Annotated in this window: 26 protein-coding genes; 19 read left to right on the top strand and 7 right to left on the bottom strand. The window is 54.0% G+C overall.

What is annotated here, in order from left to right:
* Positions 1 to 95 precede the first annotated feature (95 nt).
* The 4 genes from lptB to GM154_RS00800 form a co-directional block, all read right to left on the bottom strand.
* Positions 96 to 824, bottom strand: coding sequence for an LPS export ABC transporter ATP-binding protein (lptB, locus tag GM154_RS00815; RefSeq protein WP_010797285.1), 729 nt, complete (start codon positions 822 to 824; stop codon positions 96 to 98).
* Positions 821 to 1,366, bottom strand: coding sequence for a lipopolysaccharide transport periplasmic protein LptA (gene lptA / locus GM154_RS00810; protein ID WP_010797286.1), 546 nt, complete (start codon positions 1,364 to 1,366; stop codon positions 821 to 823). Before lptA ends, lptB begins: the two co-directional genes overlap by 4 nt.
* The gene (lptC, locus tag GM154_RS00805; protein WP_010797287.1) at positions 1,353 to 1,925 is read right to left on the bottom strand and encodes an LPS export ABC transporter periplasmic protein LptC; all 573 of its coding nucleotides are present in this window, start codon (positions 1,923 to 1,925) and stop codon (positions 1,353 to 1,355) included. Before lptC ends, lptA begins: the two co-directional genes overlap by 14 nt.
* A gap of 145 nt (positions 1,926 to 2,070) precedes the next feature.
* Positions 2,071 to 3,045: a KpsF/GutQ family sugar-phosphate isomerase gene (locus tag GM154_RS00800; protein ID WP_219650623.1), complete on the bottom strand. Its 975-nt coding sequence runs from the start codon at positions 3,043 to 3,045 to the stop codon at positions 2,071 to 2,073.
* A gap of 210 nt (positions 3,046 to 3,255) precedes the next feature.
* Here GM154_RS00800 and GM154_RS00795 point away from each other — a divergent pair, with 210 nt between their 5' ends.
* The 10 genes from GM154_RS00795 (at position 3,256) to hisC (ending at position 11,069) form a co-directional block, all read left to right on the top strand.
* The gene (locus GM154_RS00795; RefSeq protein WP_074827898.1) at positions 3,256 to 4,065 is read left to right on the top strand and encodes an ATP-binding cassette domain-containing protein; all 810 of its coding nucleotides are present in this window, start codon (positions 3,256 to 3,258) and stop codon (positions 4,063 to 4,065) included.
* Positions 4,065 to 4,859 (top strand): lipid asymmetry maintenance ABC transporter permease subunit MlaE, encoded by a 795-nt coding sequence (mlaE, locus tag GM154_RS00790; RefSeq protein WP_010797290.1) that lies wholly within the window; start codon positions 4,065 to 4,067, stop codon positions 4,857 to 4,859. The genes GM154_RS00795 and mlaE overlap by 1 nt, the downstream gene beginning before the upstream one ends.
* Entirely contained in the window at positions 4,859 to 5,335 is a 477-nt protein-coding gene (gene mlaD / locus GM154_RS00785; RefSeq protein WP_019365671.1) for an outer membrane lipid asymmetry maintenance protein MlaD, read from the top strand. Before mlaE ends, mlaD begins: the two co-directional genes overlap by 1 nt.
* A 12-nt stretch (positions 5,336 to 5,347) precedes the next feature.
* The gene (locus GM154_RS00780) at positions 5,348 to 5,995 is read left to right on the top strand and encodes a phospholipid-binding protein MlaC (RefSeq protein ID WP_219650622.1); all 648 of its coding nucleotides are present in this window, start codon (positions 5,348 to 5,350) and stop codon (positions 5,993 to 5,995) included.
* A complete protein-coding gene (locus tag GM154_RS00775) occupies positions 5,992 to 6,303 on the top strand; it encodes a lipid asymmetry maintenance protein MlaB (protein ID WP_219650621.1) in 312 nt (103 codons plus the stop codon). Before GM154_RS00780 ends, GM154_RS00775 begins: the two co-directional genes overlap by 4 nt.
* Before the next feature lie 97 nt (positions 6,304 to 6,400).
* Complete coding sequence (locus GM154_RS00770) at positions 6,401 to 6,640, top strand: BolA family protein (protein ID WP_010797294.1); 240 nt, start codon at positions 6,401 to 6,403, stop codon at positions 6,638 to 6,640.
* Between the two features lie 22 nt (positions 6,641 to 6,662).
* A complete protein-coding gene (murA, locus tag GM154_RS00765) occupies positions 6,663 to 7,928 on the top strand; it encodes a UDP-N-acetylglucosamine 1-carboxyvinyltransferase (RefSeq protein WP_010797295.1) in 1,266 nt (421 codons plus the stop codon).
* 6 nt (positions 7,929 to 7,934) lie between these two features.
* A complete protein-coding gene (gene hisG / locus GM154_RS00760; RefSeq protein WP_019365667.1) occupies positions 7,935 to 8,570 on the top strand; it encodes an ATP phosphoribosyltransferase in 636 nt (211 codons plus the stop codon).
* 122 nt (positions 8,571 to 8,692) lie between these two features.
* Positions 8,693 to 10,003, top strand: coding sequence for a histidinol dehydrogenase (hisD, locus tag GM154_RS00755; protein ID WP_219650619.1), 1,311 nt, complete (start codon positions 8,693 to 8,695; stop codon positions 10,001 to 10,003).
* 4 nt (positions 10,004 to 10,007) lie between these two features.
* Positions 10,008 to 11,069, top strand: coding sequence for a histidinol-phosphate transaminase (gene hisC / locus GM154_RS00750; RefSeq protein WP_219650618.1), 1,062 nt, complete (start codon positions 10,008 to 10,010; stop codon positions 11,067 to 11,069).
* Between the two features lie 18 nt (positions 11,070 to 11,087).
* Here the strand turns inward: hisC and GM154_RS00745 are convergent, their stop codons facing one another.
* On the bottom strand, positions 11,088 to 12,272 hold the full coding sequence (locus tag GM154_RS00745) for a S1C family serine protease (protein ID WP_219650615.1): 1,185 nt from the start codon (positions 12,270 to 12,272) through the stop codon (positions 11,088 to 11,090).
* Between the two features lie 124 nt (positions 12,273 to 12,396).
* Here GM154_RS00745 and GM154_RS00740 point away from each other — a divergent pair, with 124 nt between their 5' ends.
* The 3 genes from GM154_RS00740 (at position 12,397) to cysN (ending at position 16,090) form a co-directional block, all read left to right on the top strand.
* A complete protein-coding gene (locus GM154_RS00740) occupies positions 12,397 to 13,155 on the top strand; it encodes a Nif3-like dinuclear metal center hexameric protein (protein WP_219650614.1) in 759 nt (252 codons plus the stop codon).
* A gap of 117 nt (positions 13,156 to 13,272) precedes the next feature.
* A complete protein-coding gene (gene cysD, locus GM154_RS00735) occupies positions 13,273 to 14,190 on the top strand; it encodes a sulfate adenylyltransferase subunit CysD (RefSeq protein ID WP_219650613.1) in 918 nt (305 codons plus the stop codon).
* A gap of 1 nt (position 14,191) precedes the next feature.
* Positions 14,192 to 16,090: a sulfate adenylyltransferase subunit CysN gene (cysN, locus tag GM154_RS00730; protein ID WP_219650611.1), complete on the top strand. Its 1,899-nt coding sequence runs from the start codon at positions 14,192 to 14,194 to the stop codon at positions 16,088 to 16,090.
* Between the two features lie 46 nt (positions 16,091 to 16,136).
* Here cysN and GM154_RS00725 read toward each other — a convergent pair whose 3' ends face one another.
* Positions 16,137 to 16,571 carry a YhcB family protein gene (locus GM154_RS00725; protein WP_122043306.1) on the bottom strand — a complete coding sequence of 145 codons (435 nt, stop codon included), beginning with the start codon at positions 16,569 to 16,571 and terminating at the stop codon, positions 16,137 to 16,139.
* Positions 16,572 to 16,706: 135 nt separating this feature from the next.
* Here GM154_RS00725 and GM154_RS00720 point away from each other — a divergent pair, with 135 nt between their 5' ends.
* The 4 genes from GM154_RS00720 (at position 16,707) to nfi (ending at position 20,784) form a co-directional block, all read left to right on the top strand.
* A complete protein-coding gene (locus tag GM154_RS00720) occupies positions 16,707 to 17,339 on the top strand; it encodes an alpha/beta hydrolase (RefSeq protein ID WP_019365659.1) in 633 nt (210 codons plus the stop codon).
* Positions 17,340 to 17,420: 81 nt separating this feature from the next.
* The gene (locus tag GM154_RS00715; protein ID WP_219650610.1) at positions 17,421 to 18,773 is read left to right on the top strand and encodes a tryptophan--tRNA ligase; all 1,353 of its coding nucleotides are present in this window, start codon (positions 17,421 to 17,423) and stop codon (positions 18,771 to 18,773) included.
* A gap of 106 nt (positions 18,774 to 18,879) precedes the next feature.
* Entirely contained in the window at positions 18,880 to 19,974 is a 1,095-nt protein-coding gene (gene zapE / locus GM154_RS00710) for a cell division protein ZapE (RefSeq protein WP_037030784.1), read from the top strand.
* 72 nt (positions 19,975 to 20,046) lie between these two features.
* Entirely contained in the window at positions 20,047 to 20,784 is a 738-nt protein-coding gene (nfi, locus tag GM154_RS00705) for a deoxyribonuclease V (RefSeq protein WP_219650609.1), read from the top strand.
* Positions 20,785 to 20,818: 34 nt separating this feature from the next.
* Here the strand turns inward: nfi and GM154_RS00700 are convergent, their stop codons facing one another.
* A complete protein-coding gene (locus tag GM154_RS00700; RefSeq protein ID WP_219650608.1) occupies positions 20,819 to 21,856 on the bottom strand; it encodes an NADP(H)-dependent aldo-keto reductase in 1,038 nt (345 codons plus the stop codon).
* A 226-nt stretch (positions 21,857 to 22,082) separates the two neighbouring features.
* On the opposite strand from GM154_RS00700, the gene rplM reads away from it, so the two are divergent.
* Positions 22,083 to 22,511 carry a 50S ribosomal protein L13 gene (gene rplM, locus GM154_RS00695; protein ID WP_010797309.1) on the top strand — a complete coding sequence of 143 codons (429 nt, stop codon included), beginning with the start codon at positions 22,083 to 22,085 and terminating at the stop codon, positions 22,509 to 22,511.
* A 15-nt stretch (positions 22,512 to 22,526) separates the two neighbouring features.
* Positions 22,527 to 22,919: a 30S ribosomal protein S9 gene (rpsI, locus tag GM154_RS00690; RefSeq protein ID WP_010797310.1), complete on the top strand. Its 393-nt coding sequence runs from the start codon at positions 22,527 to 22,529 to the stop codon at positions 22,917 to 22,919.
* Positions 22,920 to 22,960 lie beyond the last annotated feature (41 nt).

The following is a 22,960-nucleotide window of genomic DNA, read 5'->3' as shown; positions in this document are numbered from 1 at the left end:
AGCACCTTAATCTACAGACGCGAACTGCGCCACGGAGCCCACCAGATAATTTGGTAGGGATGAGCAAATTATATGCCTGGTTTTTACCCTTTTGCCTAGAGGCGGAATTCGTGCCCCAGATAAACTTCCTTAACCAGGTCGTTGGCCAGCACGCTTTCGGCATCGCCTTCAGCAATCAGCTGTCCGTCATTCACAATATAAGCCATCTCACAGATTGTGAGGGTTTCCCGAACATTGTGATCCGTGATCAAAACGCCAATGCCTTTGGCTTTCAAGTGGCGAATGATTTGCTTGATATCACCCACTGAAATAGGGTCGACACCGGCAAAGGGCTCATCCAGCAGAATGAACTTGGGCGCCGTGGCTAGGGCGCGAGCAATCTCGACGCGACGACGTTCCCCACCCGACAGGCTCATGCCTAGGTTGTCACGAATATGGGTGATGTGAAATTCTTGAAGCAGCGACTCGAGCGCCTGGGTGCGTCCGTTTCGGTCCAGGTCCTTGCGTGTTTCAAGGATGGCCATGATGTTGTTGGCCACGGTCAGCTTGCGGAATATCGATGCTTCCTGGGGGAGATAACCGATACCTGCCTGCGCTCTGCCGTGCATAGGCAGGTTGGTGACATCCTGGTTATCGATCAGGACACGGCCATGATCGGCGTTGACCAACCCTACGATCATATAAAAGCATGTCGTCTTGCCCGCACCGTTAGGTCCGAGCAGTCCCACTATCTGGCCGCTTTCGATGGTCAGGCTGACATCCCGGACCACTTGGCGACCCTTATAGCTCTTGGCCAGATGCTGGGCTTTGAGCAGTACTGTCATTGAGCTTGCCCCGGCTGCTGGTCTTTGTTCTTGGGCTGGATGACCATGTCGATACGCGGTCTTGGTGTGGTGATCTTGTTACCGTTTGCACGGCCAGCATTCACGATCTGGCGCTGGGTGTCGTAAACGATCTTTTCGCCTTCGAACGTATTGCCTTGCTGTTCAACGCGTGCCTGGTCGATCAATACGATTCGGTTTTCATCCGCATAGTACTGGATAGTCAGGCCGTAAGCCTTCACCGTATCTTTGTCCGCAGATGGCTTCTGCTCATAGTGAGCCGGCTTGCCAACGGCAGTTGCAACCTTGATGTTGCCGTTGTTGTCCTGGGTGATGGTCACGGTGTTACCCGTGATCTTCATCGTGCCTTGGGTAATGATGACGTCGCCTCGATAAACCGCTACGTTCTGCTTGTCATCGAGTTCGGCGCTGTCGGCCTGTACCCGGATGGGCTGGTTGCGGTCAGAAGGCAGAGCCCAGGCGTTAACGCTTCCGAACGTAGCGCCTAGGGTTAAAAGAAGGGGTAGAGATTTAACGAACCTCATGCTGGCCTCTTACATTGGACAGCAGGAGCATTCTGCCGTCATTCAGGTACGCTTTCATGCCTTTCGCTGTGGTCACGCTATTAGCGGCCTCAATCTTAACGGCTTGCTCAGTCTGCGCATAATTTTTGTCAGGAAAAACAGTCATTCGCGTCGTCGTCATCACGATAGGGCGGCCCTTTTCGTCTGTACGCTCGACTCTTACATCATCGATCAACTCAGCCTGTGTACCTTTTGGCGCCACCTCGGCCCTTGCGCTGCGAACATGCCAGGGCAGGTCAGTACCGCGGTATGCCAGCATATCGGGTTTCGAAACCAGTGTGACATCGGTGGCCTGAACGTGATCAAGCCGTTCGGCTGTCATCTCGTATTGTACCTTTCCATCGGCACGGTACTGGATCGTTTTGACATTTGTTGCATAGGCATCAATGGCATTATCGGTCTGGGCATTGCCTGCCGGGTCATCGATAAACCGTTGCGGCAAGAGGTTCCAGTAACCGATAGCGACTAGCGCCAGGGCAATCAGGACATAAAGTACAGGTTTACGCAGTGTACGGAACATGACAAAAGGCCTGCAAAAGCATTGTAGTCAAACGGCGGCATAAAGCACGGCAAAGGCTCTGTACCATTTGAGACATAAAGCATTTATGAGTGCCATCACTGCCATGCAGCAGCAATGATGGGCTATTTCTCGATATGAGCTGCATTCACATGACGCCTGCGCGAAGCAGGTCGTGCATGTTCAATGCCCCCAGAGGGTAATCTTTCTCGTCGACCACAACCAAGGCGCTAATCTTGTGATCTTCCATGACTTTCAATGCCTCGGCTGCCAGCATCTGTGGGCGTGCCGTACGACCATGCTCCGTCATGACGTGGTCTATGGTTATTGAGCGTACGTCAATTCCACGGTCAAGCGCACGCCGAAGGTCCCCATCAGTAAAAATACCTGCCAGTCGGCCATCAGGCTCCGTGACGATGGTCATGCCAAGTCCTTTTTGGGACATCTCAAGTAATGCACCGCTAAGCGAAGTGCCTCGTGGCACTTGAGGTAATTCCTTCCCGCTATGCATGACATGCTCGACCTTGAGAAGCAGGCGTCGGCCCAGAGCGCCGCCGGGGTGAGAAAAGGCAAAATCTTCAGCCGTGAAGCCTCGTGCATCGAGCAAGGCAATGGCAAGGGCATCCCCCAGAACCAGGCTGGCAGTGGTGGAGGAGGTCGGTGCAAGATTCAGCGGGCAGGCTTCCTTGGCAACGCCTGCGTCCAGGTTGACAGTGGCTGCCTGAGCCAGAGGTGACAGGGGATTGCCTGTCATACTGATCAACGTGATTCCCAGTCGCTTGATAAGTGGCAAGAGCGTCACTATTTCAGGGGTAGAGCCAGAGTTGGACAGGGCCAGCACAATGTCCGCCTGGGTAATCATCCCCATGTCGCCGTGGCTTGCTTCGGCGGGATGGACGAAAAACGCGGGTGTGCCTGTGCTTGCCAGCGTGGCCGCAATCTTATTGCCGATATGTCCGGACTTTCCCATGCCCAGTACAACGATGCGGCCCTTGCAGTCCAGCATCAGTTCACAGGCTTTGACAAAGCGATCATCTATACGCCCACGCAATGCGTTCACGGCTTCCACTTCATAGCTGATGGTACGATTTGCGGATTCGATGAAATTTGCAGCGTGGGTCATTTGTCTACCAGTTTGCTGGGCAGCAGATTGATTGAAAATGCAGAATTATAACGACAATCAATCCCCCCTCCTATGAAAACGATTGAATTATGTTCATGTTGGGGAGGTAGCGCTGAAATGTTATGCTATGTCCTTGTCGAATAGGCCCTTAAAAGTGCCTTGGATGCCATTCGATGCGTCTGCCAGGAGGGCTGTAAGCTAGGAGTTTAGATGAACACCGATAGCGAGTATGCGGTCGAGCTTAAAGGCGTTACCTTCAAGCGAGGCGAGCGTACCATCTACGAGAATGTTGATATCCGCATCCCGCGTGGCAAGGTGACCGGTATTATGGGGCCTTCAGGGAGCGGCAAGACAACGCTGTTACGCTTGATTGCAGCCCAGTTGCGCCCTGAAAAGGGTGAGGTATGGGTTAACAATCTCAATCTTCCCACGCTGTCTCGAAGTGACCTGTTCAATGTGCGTAAGCAGATGGGCGTTCTGTTTCAGAGCGGTGCACTGTTTACAGACCTTGATGTTTTCGAAAACGTGGCCTTTCCTCTCAGGGTCCATACCAAGCTGCCTGAGGAGATGATCCGGGATATCGTCCTGATGAAACTTCAGGCGGTCGGTCTGCGGGGCGCTATCGAGTTGATGCCCGATGAGCTGTCCGGAGGCATGAAACGTCGGGTGGCTCTGGCTCGGGCGATTGCATTGGATCCTCAGATCCTGATGTATGACGAGCCTTTCGTGGGACAGGACCCCATTGCCATGGGCGTACTGGTGCGCCTGATTCGTCTGCTCAATGATGCACTGGGATTGACCAGTATCGTTGTGTCACATGATCTGGCCGAGACGGCAAGTATCGCTGACTATCTTTACATTGTCGGGGATACACAGGTGCTGGGCCAAGGAACCCCCGCAGAGCTCAAGGAGTCGTCTGATCCACGAGTGCTTCAGTTCATAAAAGGTACCCCGGATGGCCCGGTACCGTTCCATTTCGCAGCGCCTGACTATAGCGAAGATCTTTTGGGGAGGCGCTAATGCGTCACATTTCACTGCTTGAGCGCATCCGCTTATTGGGGCGCACAGGCCTGGATGTATTGGCTGCAGCTGGTCGTTCTGTTCTTTTGCTATTGCAATCCTTGTTTGGCCGCTCCGGCGCAGGCAAGGGTGGACAGTTGCTGATCAAGCAGCTCTATTCGGTAGGGGTTTTATCGCTACCCATCATCCTGGTTTCCGGTCTTTTCATCGGTATGGTTATAGCACTTCAGGGCTATAACATTCTGGTTACCTATGGTTCGGAACAGGCGGTTGGGCAGATGGTGGCGCTTACCCTGTTGAGAGAGTTGGGCCCTGTAGTTAGTGCGCTTCTGTTCGCAGGTCGCGCAGGTTCCGCGTTAACGGCTGAAATCGGCAACATGAAGTCGACAGAGCAGTTGTCCAGCCTCGAAATGATCGGTGTTGATCCTCTCAAATATATAGTGGCTCCGCGCCTGTGGGCGGGCTTTATTTCCTTGCCTCTGCTCTCGGCCATCTTCAGTGTTGTAGGTATCTGGGGCGGTGCGATGGTTGCGGTTGACTGGCTCGGCGTCTACGACGGCTCGTTCTGGAGCAACATGCAGAACAGCGTCCAGATGGCGGATGTCATCAATGGCATGATTAAAAGCCTTGTCTTTGCCTTTGTGGTGACCTGGATCGCCGTGTTCCAGGGGTACGACTGCGACGCTACTTCCGAAGGGATCAGCCGCGCGACGACCCGAACAGTTGTCTATGCCTCTCTGGCAGTGCTGGGTCTCGACTTTCTTTTGACTGCTTTGATGTTTGGAGATATCTGATGCAAACCCGCACCCAGGAAATTGGTGTCGGCCTGTTTCTGCTCGCTGGCTTGCTGGCTCTCTTGCTGTTGGCTTTGCGAGTGAGTGGCTTGAGCGTTGGCGAGCACAATGACACCTATAAAGCGTATGCCTATTTTGACAATATCGCCGGTCTGACCGTACGTGCAAAAGTCACGATGTCAGGCGTCACGATTGGCCGAGTCACCGCAATCGATCTGGATCGTGATAGCTACCGTGGTCGAGTGACCATGCAGATCGACCAACAGGTCGATAACATTCCGGTCGATTCCACCGCCTCCATCCTGACAGCAGGTCTGTTGGGTGAAAAATATATTGGTATTAGCGTGGGAGGGGATGAGGAGGTTGTTAAAGATGGCGGAACTATTCGTGATACCCAGTCGTCGCTGGTATTGGAAGATCTGATCGGCAAATTCCTGCTCAACACCGTCAACAAAGATTCGTCTGGCGATAAGTAAGAAGGACACGACATGCTCAAATTATTGCGAAACAGCGTTCTGGCCTTGCTGGCCATAGTGCCATTGCTGGCCTCTGCAGCGCCTTCGGCTCACGATGTCATTCAACAGACTACAGATAAGTTGCTGTCTGATCTGCAAACCAACAAGGAAACGTACCGGAGCAATCCAGATGCTTTCTATAACTCTTTGAACGAGATCCTTGGTCCGGTCGTTGATGCCGAAGGTATCTCCCGCAGCATCATGACCGTAAGGTACAGTCGTCAGGCATCGCCTGAGCAAATGGCTCGCTTCCAGGAGAACTTTAAGCGAAGCCTGATGCAGTTCTATGGTAACGCACTGTTGGAGTACAACAATCAGGGTATCAAGGTTCTGCCAGCAACTGACAATGATCCCGAGCGTACTAGCGTAGGTATGGAAGTACGTGATAGCCGCGGAACTGTCTATCCGGTCTCCTATACTATGGTAAATATCAATGGCAGTTGGAGAGTGCGTAACGTAATCATCAACGGCATTAATATCGGTAAGCTGTTCCGTGATCAGTTTGCCCAGTCCATGCAGGCTAACGGCAATAACCTGGACAAGGTTATCGATAGCTGGGCTAATACCGTGGCGCGTGCCAAAAACTCTCCTGAAGCTCAAAAGGCCCAGGCTGGCTCATGAGTACGCAGGCGCATCTAGGAGAGAAGGTGCCGGGCGTCATGACGCTGTCTGGTCTTCTCGATCATCAGACGACGGTAGCGCTGCGTCAGGAAGGGCAGCGCTATATACAGCAGAGTAATACCGATGTGATCGTGATCGACTGTGCTGGTGTCGAGCGCTCCAACAGTGCAGGGCTTTCCTTGTTGCTGTCCTTTCAGCGTGATGTGTTGCAGGCTGGCAAAAAACTTGAGGTTTGGAATTTGCCTGCAGATATGAAGCAGATCGCAAGTGTGTCCGGTTTGCTGGACATTCTTCCTCTCTCTCATTGAATATCCCATCGCCCTCTATCTGCAACCTTGGGGTTCGCAGTTGGAGGGCTTTTTTGTATTATGTCTGGCTGCGGAATAGGCTGCCAGGAGGTTGAACATGCAGGCTGAAGAAGTTAAACGCTTATTGGAAGCACAACTGCCGGAAACTCAGGTTGAGGTAGAAGGCGAGGGCTGCAACTTCCAATTGAACCTGATTGGCGATGAATTGGCTGCTATGAGCCCAGTAAAGCGCCAGCAGCAAGTCTATTCCCATCTCAATGCATTGATCGCTGATGGCAGCATCCATGCAGTCACTATGAAATTCTATACGCGCGCCGCTTGGGCTGAACGGGCTTGAGTTCGGCGCCGCCGAGATACCTATGGATAAATTGATTATTACCGGTGGCGCCAGCCTAAACGGAGAGATCCGTATTTCAGGCGCAAAAAACTCTGCCTTGCCGATCCTGGCTGCCACCTTGCTTGCGGATACGCCTGTAACTGTTTGCAATCTGCCGCATCTGCATGACATCACTACCATGATCGAATTGTTCGGTCGTATGGGGGTGCAGCCGGTTATCGACGAAAAGCTCAACGTTGAAGTAAATGCTTCGACTATCAAGACGCTTGTAGCGCCCTATGAGCTGGTCAAGACCATGCGAGCCTCTATTCTGGTGCTGGGTCCGATGCTGGCTCGTTTCGGCGAAGCCGAAGTCGCACTGCCCGGCGGATGTGCCATTGGCTCGCGTCCGGTCGATTTGCATCTGCGCGGCCTTGAGGCGATGGGTGCCCAGATTGAAGTCGAGGCAGGCTATATCAAAGCCAAGGCTCCAGCGGGCGGCCTGCGTGGCGCACATTACTTCTTTGATACCGTCAGTGTAACCGGTACTGAAAACGTTCTGATGGCGGCAACGCTGGCCAAAGGACGTAGCGTCATCCAGAATGCTGCACGTGAGCCGGAAGTCGTGGATCTGGCCAATTGCCTGATCGCCATGGGAGCCCATATTGAAGGTGCCGGTACCGATACCATTACGGTAGAAGGTGTCGAGCGTCTGGGTGGCGCCCGTTATTCCGTACTGCCCGACCGTATCGAGACGGGTAGTTATCTGGTTGCGGCGGCGGCTACCCGTGGTCGCGTCAAGCTCAAGGATACTGATCCTTCCATTCTCGAAGCTGTTCTGCTCAAGCTGGAAGAGGCAGGTGCCCACGTTTCTACTGGATCCAACTGGATCGAGCTGGACATGAAAGGGAATCGACCCAAGGCAGTCAATGTGCGTACTGCACCGTACCCTGCATTCCCAACAGATATGCAGGCGCAGTTCATCTCCATGAACGCTGTGGCAGAAGGCACAGGAACGGTCGTTGAAACGATCTTTGAAAACCGCTTCATGCACGTCTATGAAATGACTCGCATGGGTGCTCAGATCGCTGTGGAAGGTAATGCTGCCATCGTAACCGGCATTCCTCACCTGAAGGCTGCCCCCGTAATGGCTACTGACTTGCGTGCATCGGCCAGCCTGGTAATCGCTGCGCTGGTAGCGGAAGGCGATACCCTGATCGACCGCATCTACCATATCGATCGGGGTTATGAGTGCATCGAGGAAAAGCTACAACTTCTGGGTGCTAAAATTCGCCGTGTTCCGGGTTAAGGGCTCATGCTGACTATCGCGCTTTCAAAAGGCCGAATCCTGAACGATACGCTGCCGCTTCTTGCGGCGGCGGGTATCGTCCCAACTGAAGACCCCGATAAAAGCCGCAAGCTGATCATCCCCACAAGTCTGGATGATGTGCGCTTGTTGATCGTACGTGCGACTGACGTGCCGACCTACGTTGAGCAAGGCGCAGCTGACTTGGGTGTTGCGGGAAAGGATGTGCTTATGGAGCACTCTGGCCAAGGACTCTACGAGCCGCTGGATCTGCAGATCGCCAAATGCCGGCTGATGACAGCGGGTGCAGTAAATGCTCCAGAGCCACGTGGCCGCCTCAAGGTAGCGACCAAGTTTGTCAATATCGCCAAACGTTACTATGCCGAGCAGGGACGTCAGGTCGATATCATCAAGCTCTATGGCTCCATGGAGCTTGCACCGCTAGTGGGGCTGGCTGACAAGATCATTGACGTGGTCGATACAGGTAATACCTTGCGCGCCAATGGGCTTGAGCCACAGGAGCTGATTGCCCATGTTAGCTCTCGATTGATTGTCAACAAGGCTTCGATGAAGATGCAGCACGCGCGTATCCAGGCGCTGATCGATGTGCTACGTGCTACGGTCGAAGAGCGACACCAGGCCTGACCTTTCGCACGGCTGATGCCGTGCCTGCCTATCCGTGTCATAGCCAATTTTCTCAGGTACCCGCACGGCAGGGCTGATACTCTAGCGGTGCCTGAGACTAGCCATTGATAAGAGGCTTCGCTATGACCGCACCGATTACGCTTCGCCGACTCGACGCTGCCGATCCTGATTTCGCGCGTCATCTGGATCATCTGTTGAGCTGGGAAAGTGTTTCTGACGCTGGCGTCAATCAGCGAGTCCTGGAGATTATCGAGGCTGTTCGCATCCGAGGGGATGAAGCTCTGGTGGAGTTCACACAGCGCTTTGATGGCGTCCAGGCTAGCTCAATGTCTGATCTGATTCTGCCTCGCGAAAGACTTGAGTTGGCTCTTACGCGCATTACCGATGAGCAGCGAAATGCTCTTGAGCATGCAGCAGATCGTGTTCGCAGCTATCACGAAAAGCAAAAGCAGGACTCCTGGCGTTATACGGAAGCGGATGGCACCGTTCTTGGGCAGCAAGTGACGCCGCTTGATCGGGCTGGGTTATATGTACCTGGCGGCAAAGCTTCCTATCCCTCTTCGGTGTTGATGAACGCCATTCCTGCCAAGGTTGCCGGTGTTGCTGAAGTTGTAATGGTCGTGCCAACGCCTCGCGGTGAAATCAACGAGCTGGTGCTCGCTGCTGCGTGCATTGCAGGCGTGGACCGCGTTTTTACTGTGGGTGGTGCGCAAGCAGTAGCGGCACTGGCTTACGGTACGCAAAGCGTCCCTCGTGTGGACAAGATCGTAGGGCCAGGCAATATCTATGTTGCAACGGCCAAGCGTCATGTCTTCGGACAGGTGGGTATCGACATGATTGCCGGGCCCTCCGAGATTCTAGTGGTCTGTGATGGCCAGACTGATCCAGACTGGATCGCCATGGATCTGTTTTCTCAGGCTGAGCATGATGAAGATGCCCAGTCGATACTTGTCAGCCCTGATGCCGAGTTTCTGGACAGGGTTGCTGAAAGTATCGCTCGTCTTCTGCCGACAATGGAGCGTGCTGAAATCATCCGAACGTCCTTGGAAGGACGAGGTGCTCTGATTCATGTTGCCGATCAGGCTCGGGCCTGCGAGGTCGTCAATCGCATTGCGCCTGAGCATTTGGAGCTCTCTGTAGCTGATCCTGAAGCCTGGTTGCCGGGTATTCGCCACGCGGGCGCGATCTTCATGGGGCGTTATACCGCTGAGGCACTGGGAGATTATTGTGCAGGGCCCAACCATGTTCTACCCACGTCCGGCACTGCACGTTTCTCTTCTCCTTTGGGCGTGTATGACTTCCAGAAGCGCTCGTCCTTGATCTTTTGTTCCGCGGATGGCGCTTCAGTGCTGGGTCGTACCGCCTCGGTGCTTGCGCGTGGGGAGTCCCTGACGGCTCATGCGCGCAGCGCTGAATACCGGATCAAGGAGTGATGTCATGAGTCGATTCTGGAGTCCCTTCGTCGAGAAGCTGGTGCCGTATGTACCTGGCGAGCAGCCCAAGATTGCCAATCTGGTAAAACTCAACACCAACGAAAACCCCTACGGCCCTTCGCCCAAGGTTATTGATGCGATACGGGCCGAACTGGGCGAGGGCTTGCGGCTGTACCCTGATCCCAATGGGGATCGGTTGAAGCAGGCGGTAGCAGAGTATTATTCAATCAATGTCGAGCAAGTGTTTGTAGGCAATGGTTCGGATGAAGTGCTTGCCCATATCTTTCACGGCTTGTTTCAGCACAAGGCGCCCTTGCTGTTCCCGGACATTTCTTACAGCTTCTACCCAGTGTACTGTGGGTTGTATGAAATTCCATTCGAAGCGTTGCCACTGGATGAACACTATCAAATCAATCTGGAAGACTACATCCGGCCTAACGCCGGTATTATTTTCCCCAATCCTAACGCGCCTACAGGGTGTCTGGTAGGGTTGGGGCACATCGAGTCGCTTCTGCAAAAGAACACGGACTCGGTTGTGGTGGTTGATGAAGCCTATGTGGATTTTGGTGGCGAGACTGCTATTTCACTGGTGGGTCGTTATCCAAATCTGCTAGTGACTCAAACGCTCTCCAAGTCTCGCTCCCTGGCAGGCTTGAGGGTTGGGCTGGCAGTAGGTCATCCCGATCTCATCGAAGCATTGGAGCGGGTCAAGAACAGTTTCAATTCATACCCGCTTGATCGGTTGGCGCTGGCAGGCGCCGTCGCAGCCTTTGAAGACAGGGACTATTTCAGTCAAACGTGCGGAGCAGTGATTGAAAGCCGAACGGTGCTGGTAGCCGAATTGGAAGCACTGGGTTTCCATGTGCTGCCCTCTGCTGCAAATTTCGTGTTCGCTCAGCACCCTTCGTATGAGGGGGCTGAATTGGCGGCTGCACTGCGTGAAAGACGCGTCATTGTGCGTCATTTCAATAAGCCTCGAATCGATAAGTTCTTGCGTATCACTATTGGTACGCCAGAACAAAATGCTGTTTTGATCGAGGCGTTGAAGGACTACGTACTCGCCTGATGGAAGAAAAAACGGCGCCTATGGGGCGCCGTTTTTTTGTGTTGACTCATCAGAAGAGGGCTCGGATGACGTGCTGGTATCAATGGGTGGCCTTAAGCCTATAATTCCGGCCAGTTTAAGCGGCTTTCCATTGCGAAGCACTTCTATCGAGATCTTGTCTCCGGGTCTGCTGCGTGCGACCTGATTCATGGACTGGCGACCATCGATCGCAGGTTCGTTGTCCAGCTTAAGCAGAATGTCGCCTGGCTGCAGGCCGGCACGTTGTGCCGGACCGTTGGGGTAAACCCCAGAAACGACAATGCCGTCCTGATTAGGCAGGTTGAACGAGGCGGCAAGCTCTGGGGAAATACGTTCTACCTCAACTCCTAGCCAGCCGCGGATTACCTGGCCGTGGGCAATGATTGATTGCATGACGTCCATGGCCAGTTTGATGGGAATGGCGAAGCCGATACCCTGCGAGCCACCGGATAAAATCGCTGTGTTGATACCAATCAGATTGCCGTTGGCATCTACCAGTGCCCCACCAGAGTTACCCAGGTTGATGGCTGCATCTGTCTGGATGAAATCCTCATAGGTATTTAGCCCCAGCTGGTTACGGCCTGTGGCACTGATAATACCCATGGTCACCGTCTGACCTACGCCGAACGGGTTGCCAATAGCCAGTGCCACATCCCCGATGCGAATGGCTTCCGAATGGCCGATGGAGATGGCCGGAAGACTATCCAGATCAATCTTGAGAACAGCCAGATCCGTATCGGGATCGCTTCCTATCAGATGCGCCACTGTCTGCCGGCCATCCTGTAACGCCACGACAATGGTATCGGCGTCAGAGGTGACATGGTTGTTGGTCAGCAGATAGCCTTCATGGCTCATGATCACTGCCGAACCCAGGCTCAGCTCTTCGTTACTCTTTGGTGGATTCTTATCAAAGTAGGGTTTGAATAAGGGGTCATCCTGAATTGGCGCGCTGGGTTTCTTGGGATGCTTGGTCGAACGTAGTGAAACTACGGCCGGAGCTGCCTTACTGGCGGCATCAGCATAAGAGACCGGGCCTTGAATGCGAGGAGAGGTCTCAGCCGTCTGCTCGAAATGTACCTGCTGCTTGGGCAAGCCTACCCATTCAGGAAATCGAATGACTACCACCGCTGCCAGCAGGATGCCTACCACGATGGGCCAGCCGTAGGAGCGCAAGGCCTTTAACATTATTACCAATCCTTGTTGCGAGGCCTGTGTACGGCCGATAAGGTGCGGCCATTATACGGAGCTGCCTTTGTCTATAAAGACATGCGGGCCGATTGGTAGAGCCTGTTTAATGGAGAATATAACCATGACCATAGCCTTGACGACACTACTGGATGAGGCGAACCGCTATCTTGATGCTGCTGCAATCAAGGATTACTGCCCCAATGGCCTGCAAGTGGAAGGTCGCGCTACGGTGGCTCGTATCGTTAGCGGTGTGACCGCAAGCCAGGCGTTGTTGGATGCCGCGATAGAGGCAGGGGCCGACATGGTGCTTGTGCACCATGGCTACTTCTGGAAAAGCGAGGATCCGCGTGTCATCGGAATGAAGCAGCGTCGACTCAAGACCTTGATCATTAATGACGTGAGCCTGGTGGCTTATCACCTGCCGCTCGATTTGCATCCTGTGGTGGGTAATAACGTTCAGCTGGCCGAGCGCTTGGGTATCACGGTTGAGGGAGGGATCGAGCCAGGTAATCCACGCTCTATCGTTTTGCAAGGGACACTAAGTGAACCGCGTACCGCTGCCGAGTTTGCAGCTCATATCAAGCATGTTCTAGGGCGCGAACCTCTCGTAATCGAGGGTGATCGCCCCATCAAGCGGATCGCCTGGTGTACAGGGGGAGCCCAGGGTTATATCGATCAGGCTATCGCCGCTGGTGTTGATGCCTATCTTACAGGTGAAGTATCGGAGCAGACCGTTCACAGTGCGCGTGAAAATGGCATCAGTTTTTTTGCGGCTGGCCATCATGCGACCGAGCGTTACGGCGTTCAGGCTTTGGGAGAGTATCTTGCAGGACGTTTTGACATAGAGCATATCTTCATCGACAGTTCGAATCCTGCTTGAATATATATATAGAACATTTGGTTCTAAGCAGGCTCCTGAATAGAAGAGTTATGCTGTGGTATCGTGAGTGTTCGTCCACGGCCCGCTGGCCGTCCCTCCGCAATTCCGTGAGTAGCCATGCTCGATAAACTGACTCATTTGAAACAGCTCGAGGCGGAAAGCATCCACATCATTCGTGAGGTGGCCGCCGAATTCGACAACCCTGTGATGCTGTATTCCATCGGTAAAGATTCCGCGGTAATGCTGCATCTGGCGCGCAAAGCCTTTTTTCCCGGCAAGCTGCCGTTTCCTGTTCTGCACGTCGATACAGGCTGGAAATTCAAAGCCATGTACGAGTTTCGTGATCGCATGGTCAAGGAAATGGGGCTGGATCTTCTGATTCACCAAAACCAAGAAGGCGTCGCTCAGGGAATCAATCCCTTTACACATGGTAGCGCCAAGCATACCGATGTGATGAAGACTCAAGGCCTCAAACAGGCATTGGATAAATACGGCTTCGACGCTGCCTTTGGCGGCGCCCGTCGCGATGAAGAAAAGTCTCGTGCCAAGGAGCGCGTCTATTCGTTCCGTGACACCAAGCACCGCTGGGATCCAAAGAACCAGCGCCCGGAGTTGTGGAATATCTACAACGGCAACATCAATAAGGGCGAATCGATTAGGGTCTTCCCACTTTCGAACTGGACCGAGCTGGATATCTGGCAATACATCTATCTGGAAAGTATCCCGATCGTTCCGCTGTACTTTGCGGCAGAGCGGGACGTAATCGAGAAGAATGGCACGCTCATCATGATTGACGACGAGCGCATTCTCGAACACCTTTCCGACGAGGAAAAAGCACGTATTCAGAAGCAGCAGGTCCGCTTCCGTACCTTGGGTTGCTATCCACTTACCGGGGCGGTCGAGTCTTCTGCGGCTACGCTACCCGATATCATTCAGGAAATGCTGCTGACTCGGACCTCCGAGCGTCAGGGTCGAGTCATTGACCATGATGCGGCGGGGTCAATGGAAGAGAAGAAACGTCAGGGGTATTTCTAATATGTCGCATCAATCCGAACTGATTAGTCAGGACATCCTGGCATACCTGGCCCAGCACGAGCGCAAGGAGCTACTTCGCTTCCTGACGTGCGGCAACGTAGATGATGGCAAGAGCACCCTGATCGGTCGTCTGCTGCATGATTCCAAGATGATCTATGAAGATCATCTTGAGGCAATTACTCGCGACTCCAAGAAAGTCGGTACCACAGGCGAGGAAGTGGATCTGGCGCTGCTGGTGGATGGCTTGCAGGCCGAGCGTGAGCAGGGCATCACTATTGATGTGGCGTATCGTTATTTTTCTACGGCCAAGCGCAAGTTCATCATCGCCGATACCCCTGGTCATGAGCAGTACACTCGCAATATGGCGACCGGTGCGTCCACCTGTGACCTTGCGATCATCCTGATCGACGCACGTTACGGTGTGCAAACCCAGACACGTCGCCACAGTTTTATTGCATCGCTGCTCGGCATCAAGCATGTTGTGGTTGCGGTGAACAAGATGGATCTGCTGGGCTTTGACGAAGCGGTTTTCAACCGGATCCGCGAGGACTACCTGAGCTTTGCCGAGCGCATCAATCTGGGCGCCAAGGACATACACTTTGTCCCGATGTCAGCGCTCAAGGGCGATAACGTGGTCAATCGCAGCGAGCAAACGCCCTGGTATACCGGCAAGCCGCTGATGGAAATTCTGGAAACCGTTGAGATCGCAGCCGATCGCAATGTCACCGACATGCGCTTTCCGGTCCAGTACGTAAACCGTCCAAACCTGAACTTCCGCGGATTTGCCGGTACTCTGGCCTCTGGCGTGGTGCATAAGGGTGATAAGGTTGTTGTGCTGCCGTCAGGCAAGGGTAGCTGCGTGAAATCCATCGTCACGTTCGAAGGCGAGCTGGAGCAGGCTATTCCTGGTCAGGCCGTTACGCTGACGCTTGAAGATGAAATCGATATCTCCCGTGGAGATCTGCTGGTTCATCCAGATAACTGCCCGCAGGTGACTGACAATTTCGAAGCCATGCTGGTCTGGATGGCTGAAGAGCCCATGCTGCCCGGCAAGAAATACGATATCAAGCGTGCAACCAGCTATGTCCCTGGCTCTCTGCCCAGCATCGTGCATACGGTTGATGTGAACACGCTGGAAAAAGGTCAGGCCAGCCAGCTCAAGCTGAACGAGATTGCGCGGGTCAAGGTCAGCCTGGATGCCCCTATCGCTCTAGACAGTTACGAGCGCAACCGTACCACGGGTGCCTTCATCGTTATCGATCGGCTTACCAATGGTACGGTCGGCGCAGGCATGATCATCGCGGATCCCAAGGTGGGCGGTACTGCCGATCAGCATGGCCATCAGCTACATGTCTCCACTGAGGAGCGCGCGGCTCGGTTCGGTCAGCAGCCTGCTACGGTGCTCTTTACAGGTCTTTCCGGCGCAGGCAAGAGCACGCTGGCGTACGCAGTCGAGCGCAAGCTGTTCGATGCCGGACGTGCGGTGTATGTACTGGATGGGCAGAACCTGCGTCATGACCTTAACAAGGGGCTTCCGCAGGATCGTGCAGGGCGCCGTGAAAATTGGCTTCGGGCGGCCCATGTGGCCCGTCAGTTCAATGAAGCCGGCCTATTGACCCTTGCCGCATTCGTAGCGCCGGACGCCGAAGGGCGTGAGCAGGCCAAGACGCTGATCGGTCCTGAGCGGGTCATTACAGTGTACGTTCAGGCCTCTCCGCAGGCATGTCGTGAACGCGATCCTCAGGGGCTATATGCGGCTGAGGGTGACAATATCCCGGGTGAGTCCTTCCCCTACGATGTGCCGCTAAACGCCGACCTGATAATCGATACGCAAAGCCTTTCCATTGAGGAAGGAGCCAGGCAGGTAATCGCCTTGCTGCGGGCCAGAGGTCATATCTAGGTGTTAATAAAAAGCCCGGCTATTGCCGGGCTTTTTATTTATCTTTTCAACGATGATTCTTAAGGCCGTAGGCCTCATCCAGCCCGCTGTCAGTATCGCCCTTTGGCGCGTAGTCCTTGGGCGCCTCTGCAGGACCGTCCAGACGGTCGCGTGGTGATGGGTAGTTGTCATGGCTATGCAGGGCCGCTTGTAGGCGCTGGCGTGTCAACTCGTCCAGAGCCAGGCGATCCGCACCTTCGGAAAGGTGACGCTGTACATCCTGGTAATTCTGGGTGAGTTTTTTCACAAGTCCTGCCGTTGTGCTGAAGTGGCTAGTGACCTCATGTTGATAACTGTCAAAGCGCTGCTGAAGCTCGTCAAGCTGGCGTTGTACTCGGTTGGGCGCGGTGCCAGGCATCAGGCGCGCAATCAGAAAGCCGATGCCTATACCAACGAGCAGGGCAATAACAGGCATTAGCCAAATAGTCAGGGACTGGTCCACGAATCTTCCTCTCTGAACGTCTTTTGCATTACGGTAACGGCTTCTTGCTGCGCTTGTACACTGTCCCATGTTAAATAGTGAGCGCAGTCAACGAGCTAGACGAGTCGACCCGATAGAGGGTCACGGAGTTCAGGTGTGTCTACACGAGAAAATCCAGTTTCGATCGAAGGGCCTTCAGGGCCACTCGAAGCCTTGCATCTTGATCAGCCTGACGCCCATGGCGTAGCGATCATCTGCCATCCGCATCCCCTGTTTGACGGGACTATGCACAATAAAGTCATTTCTACGCTGCAACGTACTGTAAGGGATGCAGGCTTTTCCACGCTACGTTTCAACTTTCGAGGCGTAGGACAAAGCGCTGGAAGCTACGGTGAGGGAGCAGGTGAGATTGATGATGCCTATGCGGCTGCACAGTGGTTGATAAGGCAGCACCCAGGGGTACCTTTAACCGTCATGGGGTTTTCATTCGGTGCCTGTGTGGCGGGATGCCTGGCAGGGCGTCTGGAAGGAGACGGGCAGGCATTGACTCGTCTGTTCATGCTGGCTCCTTCTGTCGAACGCTTCGATATTGAAGGTAAGCTACCGCTGCGCTGTCCTTTGACGGTCATTCAGCCCGAGGCCGATGAAGTCGTTACGCCGGAAAAGGTCTATGCCTGGTCTGAAGCGTTGCAGCAGCGCCATGAGTTGATCAAAGTCCCTGAGTGCAGCCATTTCTTTCATGGCAAACTGACTGACCTCAAAGCGCTGGTCCAGCCTCGACTGGACTGATTAAGCCGTTGCGTCCGAAGACGCCGTAATTGGCGGCCATGCCTGATACTGGCCGCCCTAGATGAGAATGCACCATACGCCATGACCACACGTATTCTGACCGGTATTACCACAACCGGTACTCCTCACCTTGGTAATTATGCAGGCGCTATCCGTCCTGCCATTGTAGCCAGTCGCTCGGCCGATACCGACTCGTTTTATTTCCTGGCGGATTATCACGCCTTGATCAAGTGCGATGATCCGTTGCGTATTCAACGCTCTCGCCTTGAAATTGCTGCTACATGGCTGGCGTGTGGTCTTGATCCTGAAAGGGTCACGTTCTATCGCCAATCCGATATTCCAGAAATACCGGAGTTGACATGGCTGTTAACCTGCGTCACCGCCAAAGGCTTGCTCAACCGCGCTCATGCTTACAAGGCTTCCGTTGACAAGAACGTCGCTGCTGGCGAAGACCCGGATGCTGGCGTCACGATGGGGCTATACAGCTATCCGGTCCTGATGGCAGCAGACATCCTGATGTTTAACGCTCATCAAGTACCGGTAGGTCGGGACCAAATCCAGCACGTTGAAATGGCACGTGACATCGCTCAACGCTTCAATCATCTGTTTGGTGCCGGCAAGGATTTCTTTGAGCTGCCTGAAGCGCTTATTGAGGAGACGGTTGCTACGCTGCCGGGGCTGGATGGTCGCAAGATGTCCAAAAGCTACGATAACACGATCCCACTTTTTGGGACCGCCAAGCAGCTCAAGGAGGCGATTGCCCGTATCGTCACTGATTCGCGAGAGCCGGGCGAACCCAAAGATCCGGACAGCGCTCATTTGTTTACGCTTTATCAGGCATTTGCTACAGCCGAGCAGACGGCCGAGTTCCGTCATGATCTGCAGGGTGGTCTGGCTTGGGGGGAGGCCAAGCAGCGTCTGTTCCAGCTTTTAGAGGCAGAGCTGGGCGAGGCAAGAGAGCATTACAATGCATTGATTGCCAAACCAGACGACATTGAAGACGTTCTTCTAGCCGGTGCTGCCAAGGCGCGTAAGATAGCTACACCGTTCCTGGGTGAGTTGCGCGAGGCTGTGGGGCTTCGCTCCCTGAATGCCCAGGTCAAGACTGAAAAGACCAAGAAAAAGGCCGCGAAGCGGGCGCGTTTCGTTAGCTTCCGCGAACATGATGGTACTTTCCGCTTCAGACTGCTGGCCGCCGATGGCTCTCAACTGCTGCTTTCTCGCGCCTTTGCGGATCCAAAAACCGCTGGGCAGATGACGCAGCGCCTCCAGAGCGAGGTTGGGCAGCTGGAAGTCAAGGCAGAAGAGCTACGCTTCACGGTATGGCTGGCTGGCGAGCCTGTGGCGGAAAGCCCGGACTTCGCTAATGCCGATGAGCGTCAACACGCTGTTGATGCCTTGCGTGAAGCACTGGTGGAAATGACTGCCGAGTAATGGCGCCTATCGCCGAGGCGGGCAGCTTAAGCCGCTTGCCTCGTTAATTGTCAACTTGGAAGCTCGCCGCTAAAGTGAGCTCCCCTTCGAATCTATGCAGCCTGTCATGACACCCTTAGAGCGCTACAAGGCCGATCTGGAACGTCCCGACTTTTTTCATGACCCTGCTCAGGAGCAGGCGGTAAAGCATCTTCAGCGGCTTTATGATGACCTGGTTAGCCAGGCAGACAGCAAACCTGGGTTGCTAGGCCGTCTTTTGGGTAAAAAGCCCGCCGGCCCTGTAAAGGGGCTTTATTTCTGGGGCGGAGTAGGGCGCGGCAAGACCTATCTGGTTGACACCTTTTATGACTCACTTCCCTTCGACAAGAAGATGCGTACCCACTTTCATCGGTTCATGAAGAGGGTGCATGAGGAGTTGAAGACACTAAAAGGTGAGAAGAACCCATTGACCATCATTGGTCGGCGCTTTGCGGACGAAGCTCGTGTCATCTGCTTTGACGAGTTTTTCGTATCGGACATTACCGACGCCATGATTCTGGCAACGCTGCTGGATGAGCTGTTCAAAAACGGCGTATCGCTAGTGGCAACTTCCAATATCGTCCCTGATGGGCTTTACAAGGATGGATTGCAGCGCGCCCGCTTCCTGCCTGCGATTGAATTGCTGAAGCAGCACACCGAAATCGTCAATGTCGATAGCGGTGTGGATTATCGTTTGCGTGCGCTGGAGCAGGCTGAGCTTTATCACTGGCCGTTAACGGAGCAGGCCGAGACGGAAATGGCCAAAAGCTTCAAGGCGCTTACGGTGGAGTGCGGTAGTGCATCAACTGGTGAGCCGTTGGTTATCGAGAACCGGGAGATCAAACCACGCAAGACGTGCGACGATGTAGCCTGGTTCGAGTTTCGAGAGCTCTGTGACGGTCCTCGTAGCCAGAACGACTACATTGAGCTGGGTAAGATCTTCCAGGCGGTACTGGTTTCCAACGTCGAACAGATGAATGCAACGAAAGACGATATGGCGCGTCGCTTCATCAACCTGGTCGATGAGTTCTACGACCGTAACGTTAAATTGATCCTGTCGGCAGAAGTTGAGCTTAAGGATCTGTATGCAGGTGGACGGCTCGAGTTTGAATTTCAGCGTACGCTGAGCCGTTTGCTGGAAATGCAATCCCACGAATATCTGTCGAGAGCGCATAAGCCATAAGATTCAGGGGCCGCAAGTGTGGCCCTGCTGCTATCTGGAACTGGCTGCATTCAATCCGGTTCGAATACCGTAATGGTAACGACAGGAGTCAATGTGGCTACATCACCTTTCAATGAGTGGGACGGCACGCCCGCCGCTGCGCGCAAACAGCAGATTGAGCTGGCCAAGCAGGTCAGACTGGAGGATGACTTTCCTTCGCTGCGTCTGATTGCTGGCGTGGATGTAGGCTTTGAGGAGGAGGGTGCCGTGACCCGTGCTGCGGCCATCCTGCTCAATGCTGAAACATTGGATCCCATTGCTCAGGCGGTAGCTCGTATCCCCACCAATATGCCCTACATTCCAGGGTTGCTTTCCTTTCGGGAGCTGCCTGCGGTTCTGCAGGCCTTATCGGAGCTGCCTGAAACCCCGGACCTGATCTTTTGCGATGGTCACGGGATTGCTCACCCAAGGCGCTTGGGTATCGCTGCCCACTTGGGGGTCGTTACAGGACTGCCAACGATAGGGGTTGCGAAAAAAATCCTGACGGGAAGCCATGAGCCTTTGGCAGAAACGCGGGGCTCTCAAGTGGGCCTGCTTGCCAAGGGAGAGTTGATTGGCACTGTTTTACGCAGCAAGGACAAGGTAAAGCCTCTGATCGTGTCGCCCGGTAATCGGGTCAGTTTGAAAACAGCACCGGAACTGGTTATGGCGTGCGTGCGTAAACACCGTCTGCCTGAGCCGACCCGATTGGCTGATCGACTGGCTTCTCGGCGAGACAAGTCTTCTCAGACATCAGGTCAGCTTGAGGATCAGAGTGATTTATTCTCGTAGCGTAAGCGCTTTCTTGAGGGAAAGCGCTTTTCCGTTAGGGTGCTGGATTGGGTTGGATTTTATGAATGGCCTCAATGCCTGCGACCACTTCCTCCGATAGCGTCAGGTTTGTGCTGTCGAGATTGCTTTGAAGCTGCTCTAGAGAGGTCGCTCCAATGATATTGCTGGTAACAAATGGACGGCTGGTAACGTAAGCCAGTGCCATTTGTGCAGGATCAAGGCCGTGCTGCTTGGCTAGCTGAACGTATTGTTCGGTAGCTCGCATCGTTTCAGGGTTGTTGTAGCGAGTGAAGCGGCTGAACAGTGTCAGGCGTGCGTGTTCTGGCCTTGCGCCGTTGGCATACTTTCCGGTCAGCATGCCAAATGCCAGTGGCGAATAGGCCAGGAGCCCGCATTGCTCGCGGATAGCGATTTCCGCCAAACCTACTTCAAAGGATCGGTTCAGTAGGTTGTAGGGGTTCTGAATGGTGACCGCACGTGGCCAGCCGCGCTCTTCCGCCAGTTGAAGAAAGCGCATCGTGCCCCATGGTGTCTCATTGGAAAGTCCGATATGGCGAATCTTTCCCGCCTGGACCTGCTCATTCAAGACTTCAAGCGTTTCCTCAAGCGGCGTAAACGTCTTGTCGTTATGGACATAGCCCAGCTTGCCGAAAAAATTGGTTTCTCGGTCCGGCCAATGCAATTGATAAAGGTCGATGTAATCCGTTTGCAGACGTTCAAGGCTACCTTCCAGCGCCGCGACAATGTGCTGCCGGTTGTGCTTTAGGTTGCCGTCACGGATGTGGGAAATGTTATTGCCCGGCCCGGCAACCTTACTGGTCAAGATCCATTGGTCACGGTTGCCTCGTTTCTTGAAGTAATTTCCGATAATGCGCTCTGTTTGGCCATAGGTCTCTGGTCGCGGCGGGACAGGGTACATCTCGGCGGCATCCATGAAATTGATGCCATGTTCTGCTGCCCGGTCTATTTGAGCGAAAGCTTCATCCTGAGTGTTCTGCTCTCCCCAGGTCATGGTGCCCAGGCAGAGTTCGCTGACGCTGATAGTGGTTCGTCCAAGGCTACGATGCTTCATTTAATTTCCTTTCTTGATGTGATAACAGTTGATATTTTCACAGTAATCGTCATAATTCCGCAGCTTTATTGACAGGGGATGCCTAGCCTGTCGATTTTCGCCGTAGCGGACGCGCTGACCCGAGCCCCCGATTAGCGTCTGTTTCCGGCTGCCCTTGACTTGTCAAGGATCGTACTGTTCTGTAAGATTTGCCGTCTTTTTTCAGGCGGCCCTGAGGCCATAACGAATGAAAACCTTCACAGCAAAACCGGAAACTGTTAAGCGCGACTGGTATGTCGTCGACGCTGCCGGCCAGACCCTGGGTCGTCTGGCTACTGAAATTGCTAGCCGTCTGCGTGGCAAGCATAAGCCGGAATACACTCCTCATGTTGATACTGGCGACTATATCGTTGTTATCAATGCCGAGCAGGTTCGTGTAACTGGCGCCAAAACTACCGACAAGATGTACTACCACCATTCCGGCTTCCCGGGTGGTATCAAGTCGATCAACTTCGAAAAGCTGATCGCTCGTGCTCCTGAGCGCGTTATCGAAACCGCAGTCAAAGGTATGCTGCCGAAGAACCCACTGGGTCGCGACATGTATCGTAAGCTGAAGGTTTACAAAGGTAGCGTTCATCCGCATACCGCTCAGCAGCCTCAAGAACTGAAGATTTAAACGGGATAGTACATAATGTCGGCGACTCAAAATTACGGTACTGGCCGTCGTAAGACAGCTACCGCTCGCGTTTTCCTGCGTCCGGGCACTGGCCAAATTTCCATCAATAATCGTAACATCGACGTATTCTTCGGTCGTGAAACAGCTCGCATGGTGGTTCGTCAGCCGCTTGAGCTGACTGAAACCCTCGAGAAGTTCGACGTGTACGTAACTGTTGCGGGTGGCGGTGTTAGCGGCCAGGCCGGTGCTATTCGTCACGGTATCACTCGTGCTCTGATCGAATACGACGAAACCTACCGCAGCTCTCTGCGCAAGGCGGGTTATGTCACTCGTGACGCGCGTGAAGTTGAGCGTAAGAAAGTCGGTCTGCGTAAAGCGCGTAAGCGTCCGCAGTACTCCAAGCGTTAAGCTCCAGCAGCTTCGCTTGCAAAACCCAGTCTCTTTCGAGA

Origin of the sequence: Pseudomonas sp. MAG002Y (genome assembly GCF_019400845.1) — a bacterium.
GTDB classification, from domain to species: Bacteria; Pseudomonadota; Gammaproteobacteria; order Pseudomonadales; family Pseudomonadaceae; genus Chryseomonas; species Chryseomonas luteola.
This window is presented reverse-complemented; position numbering and strand designations above follow the sequence as displayed.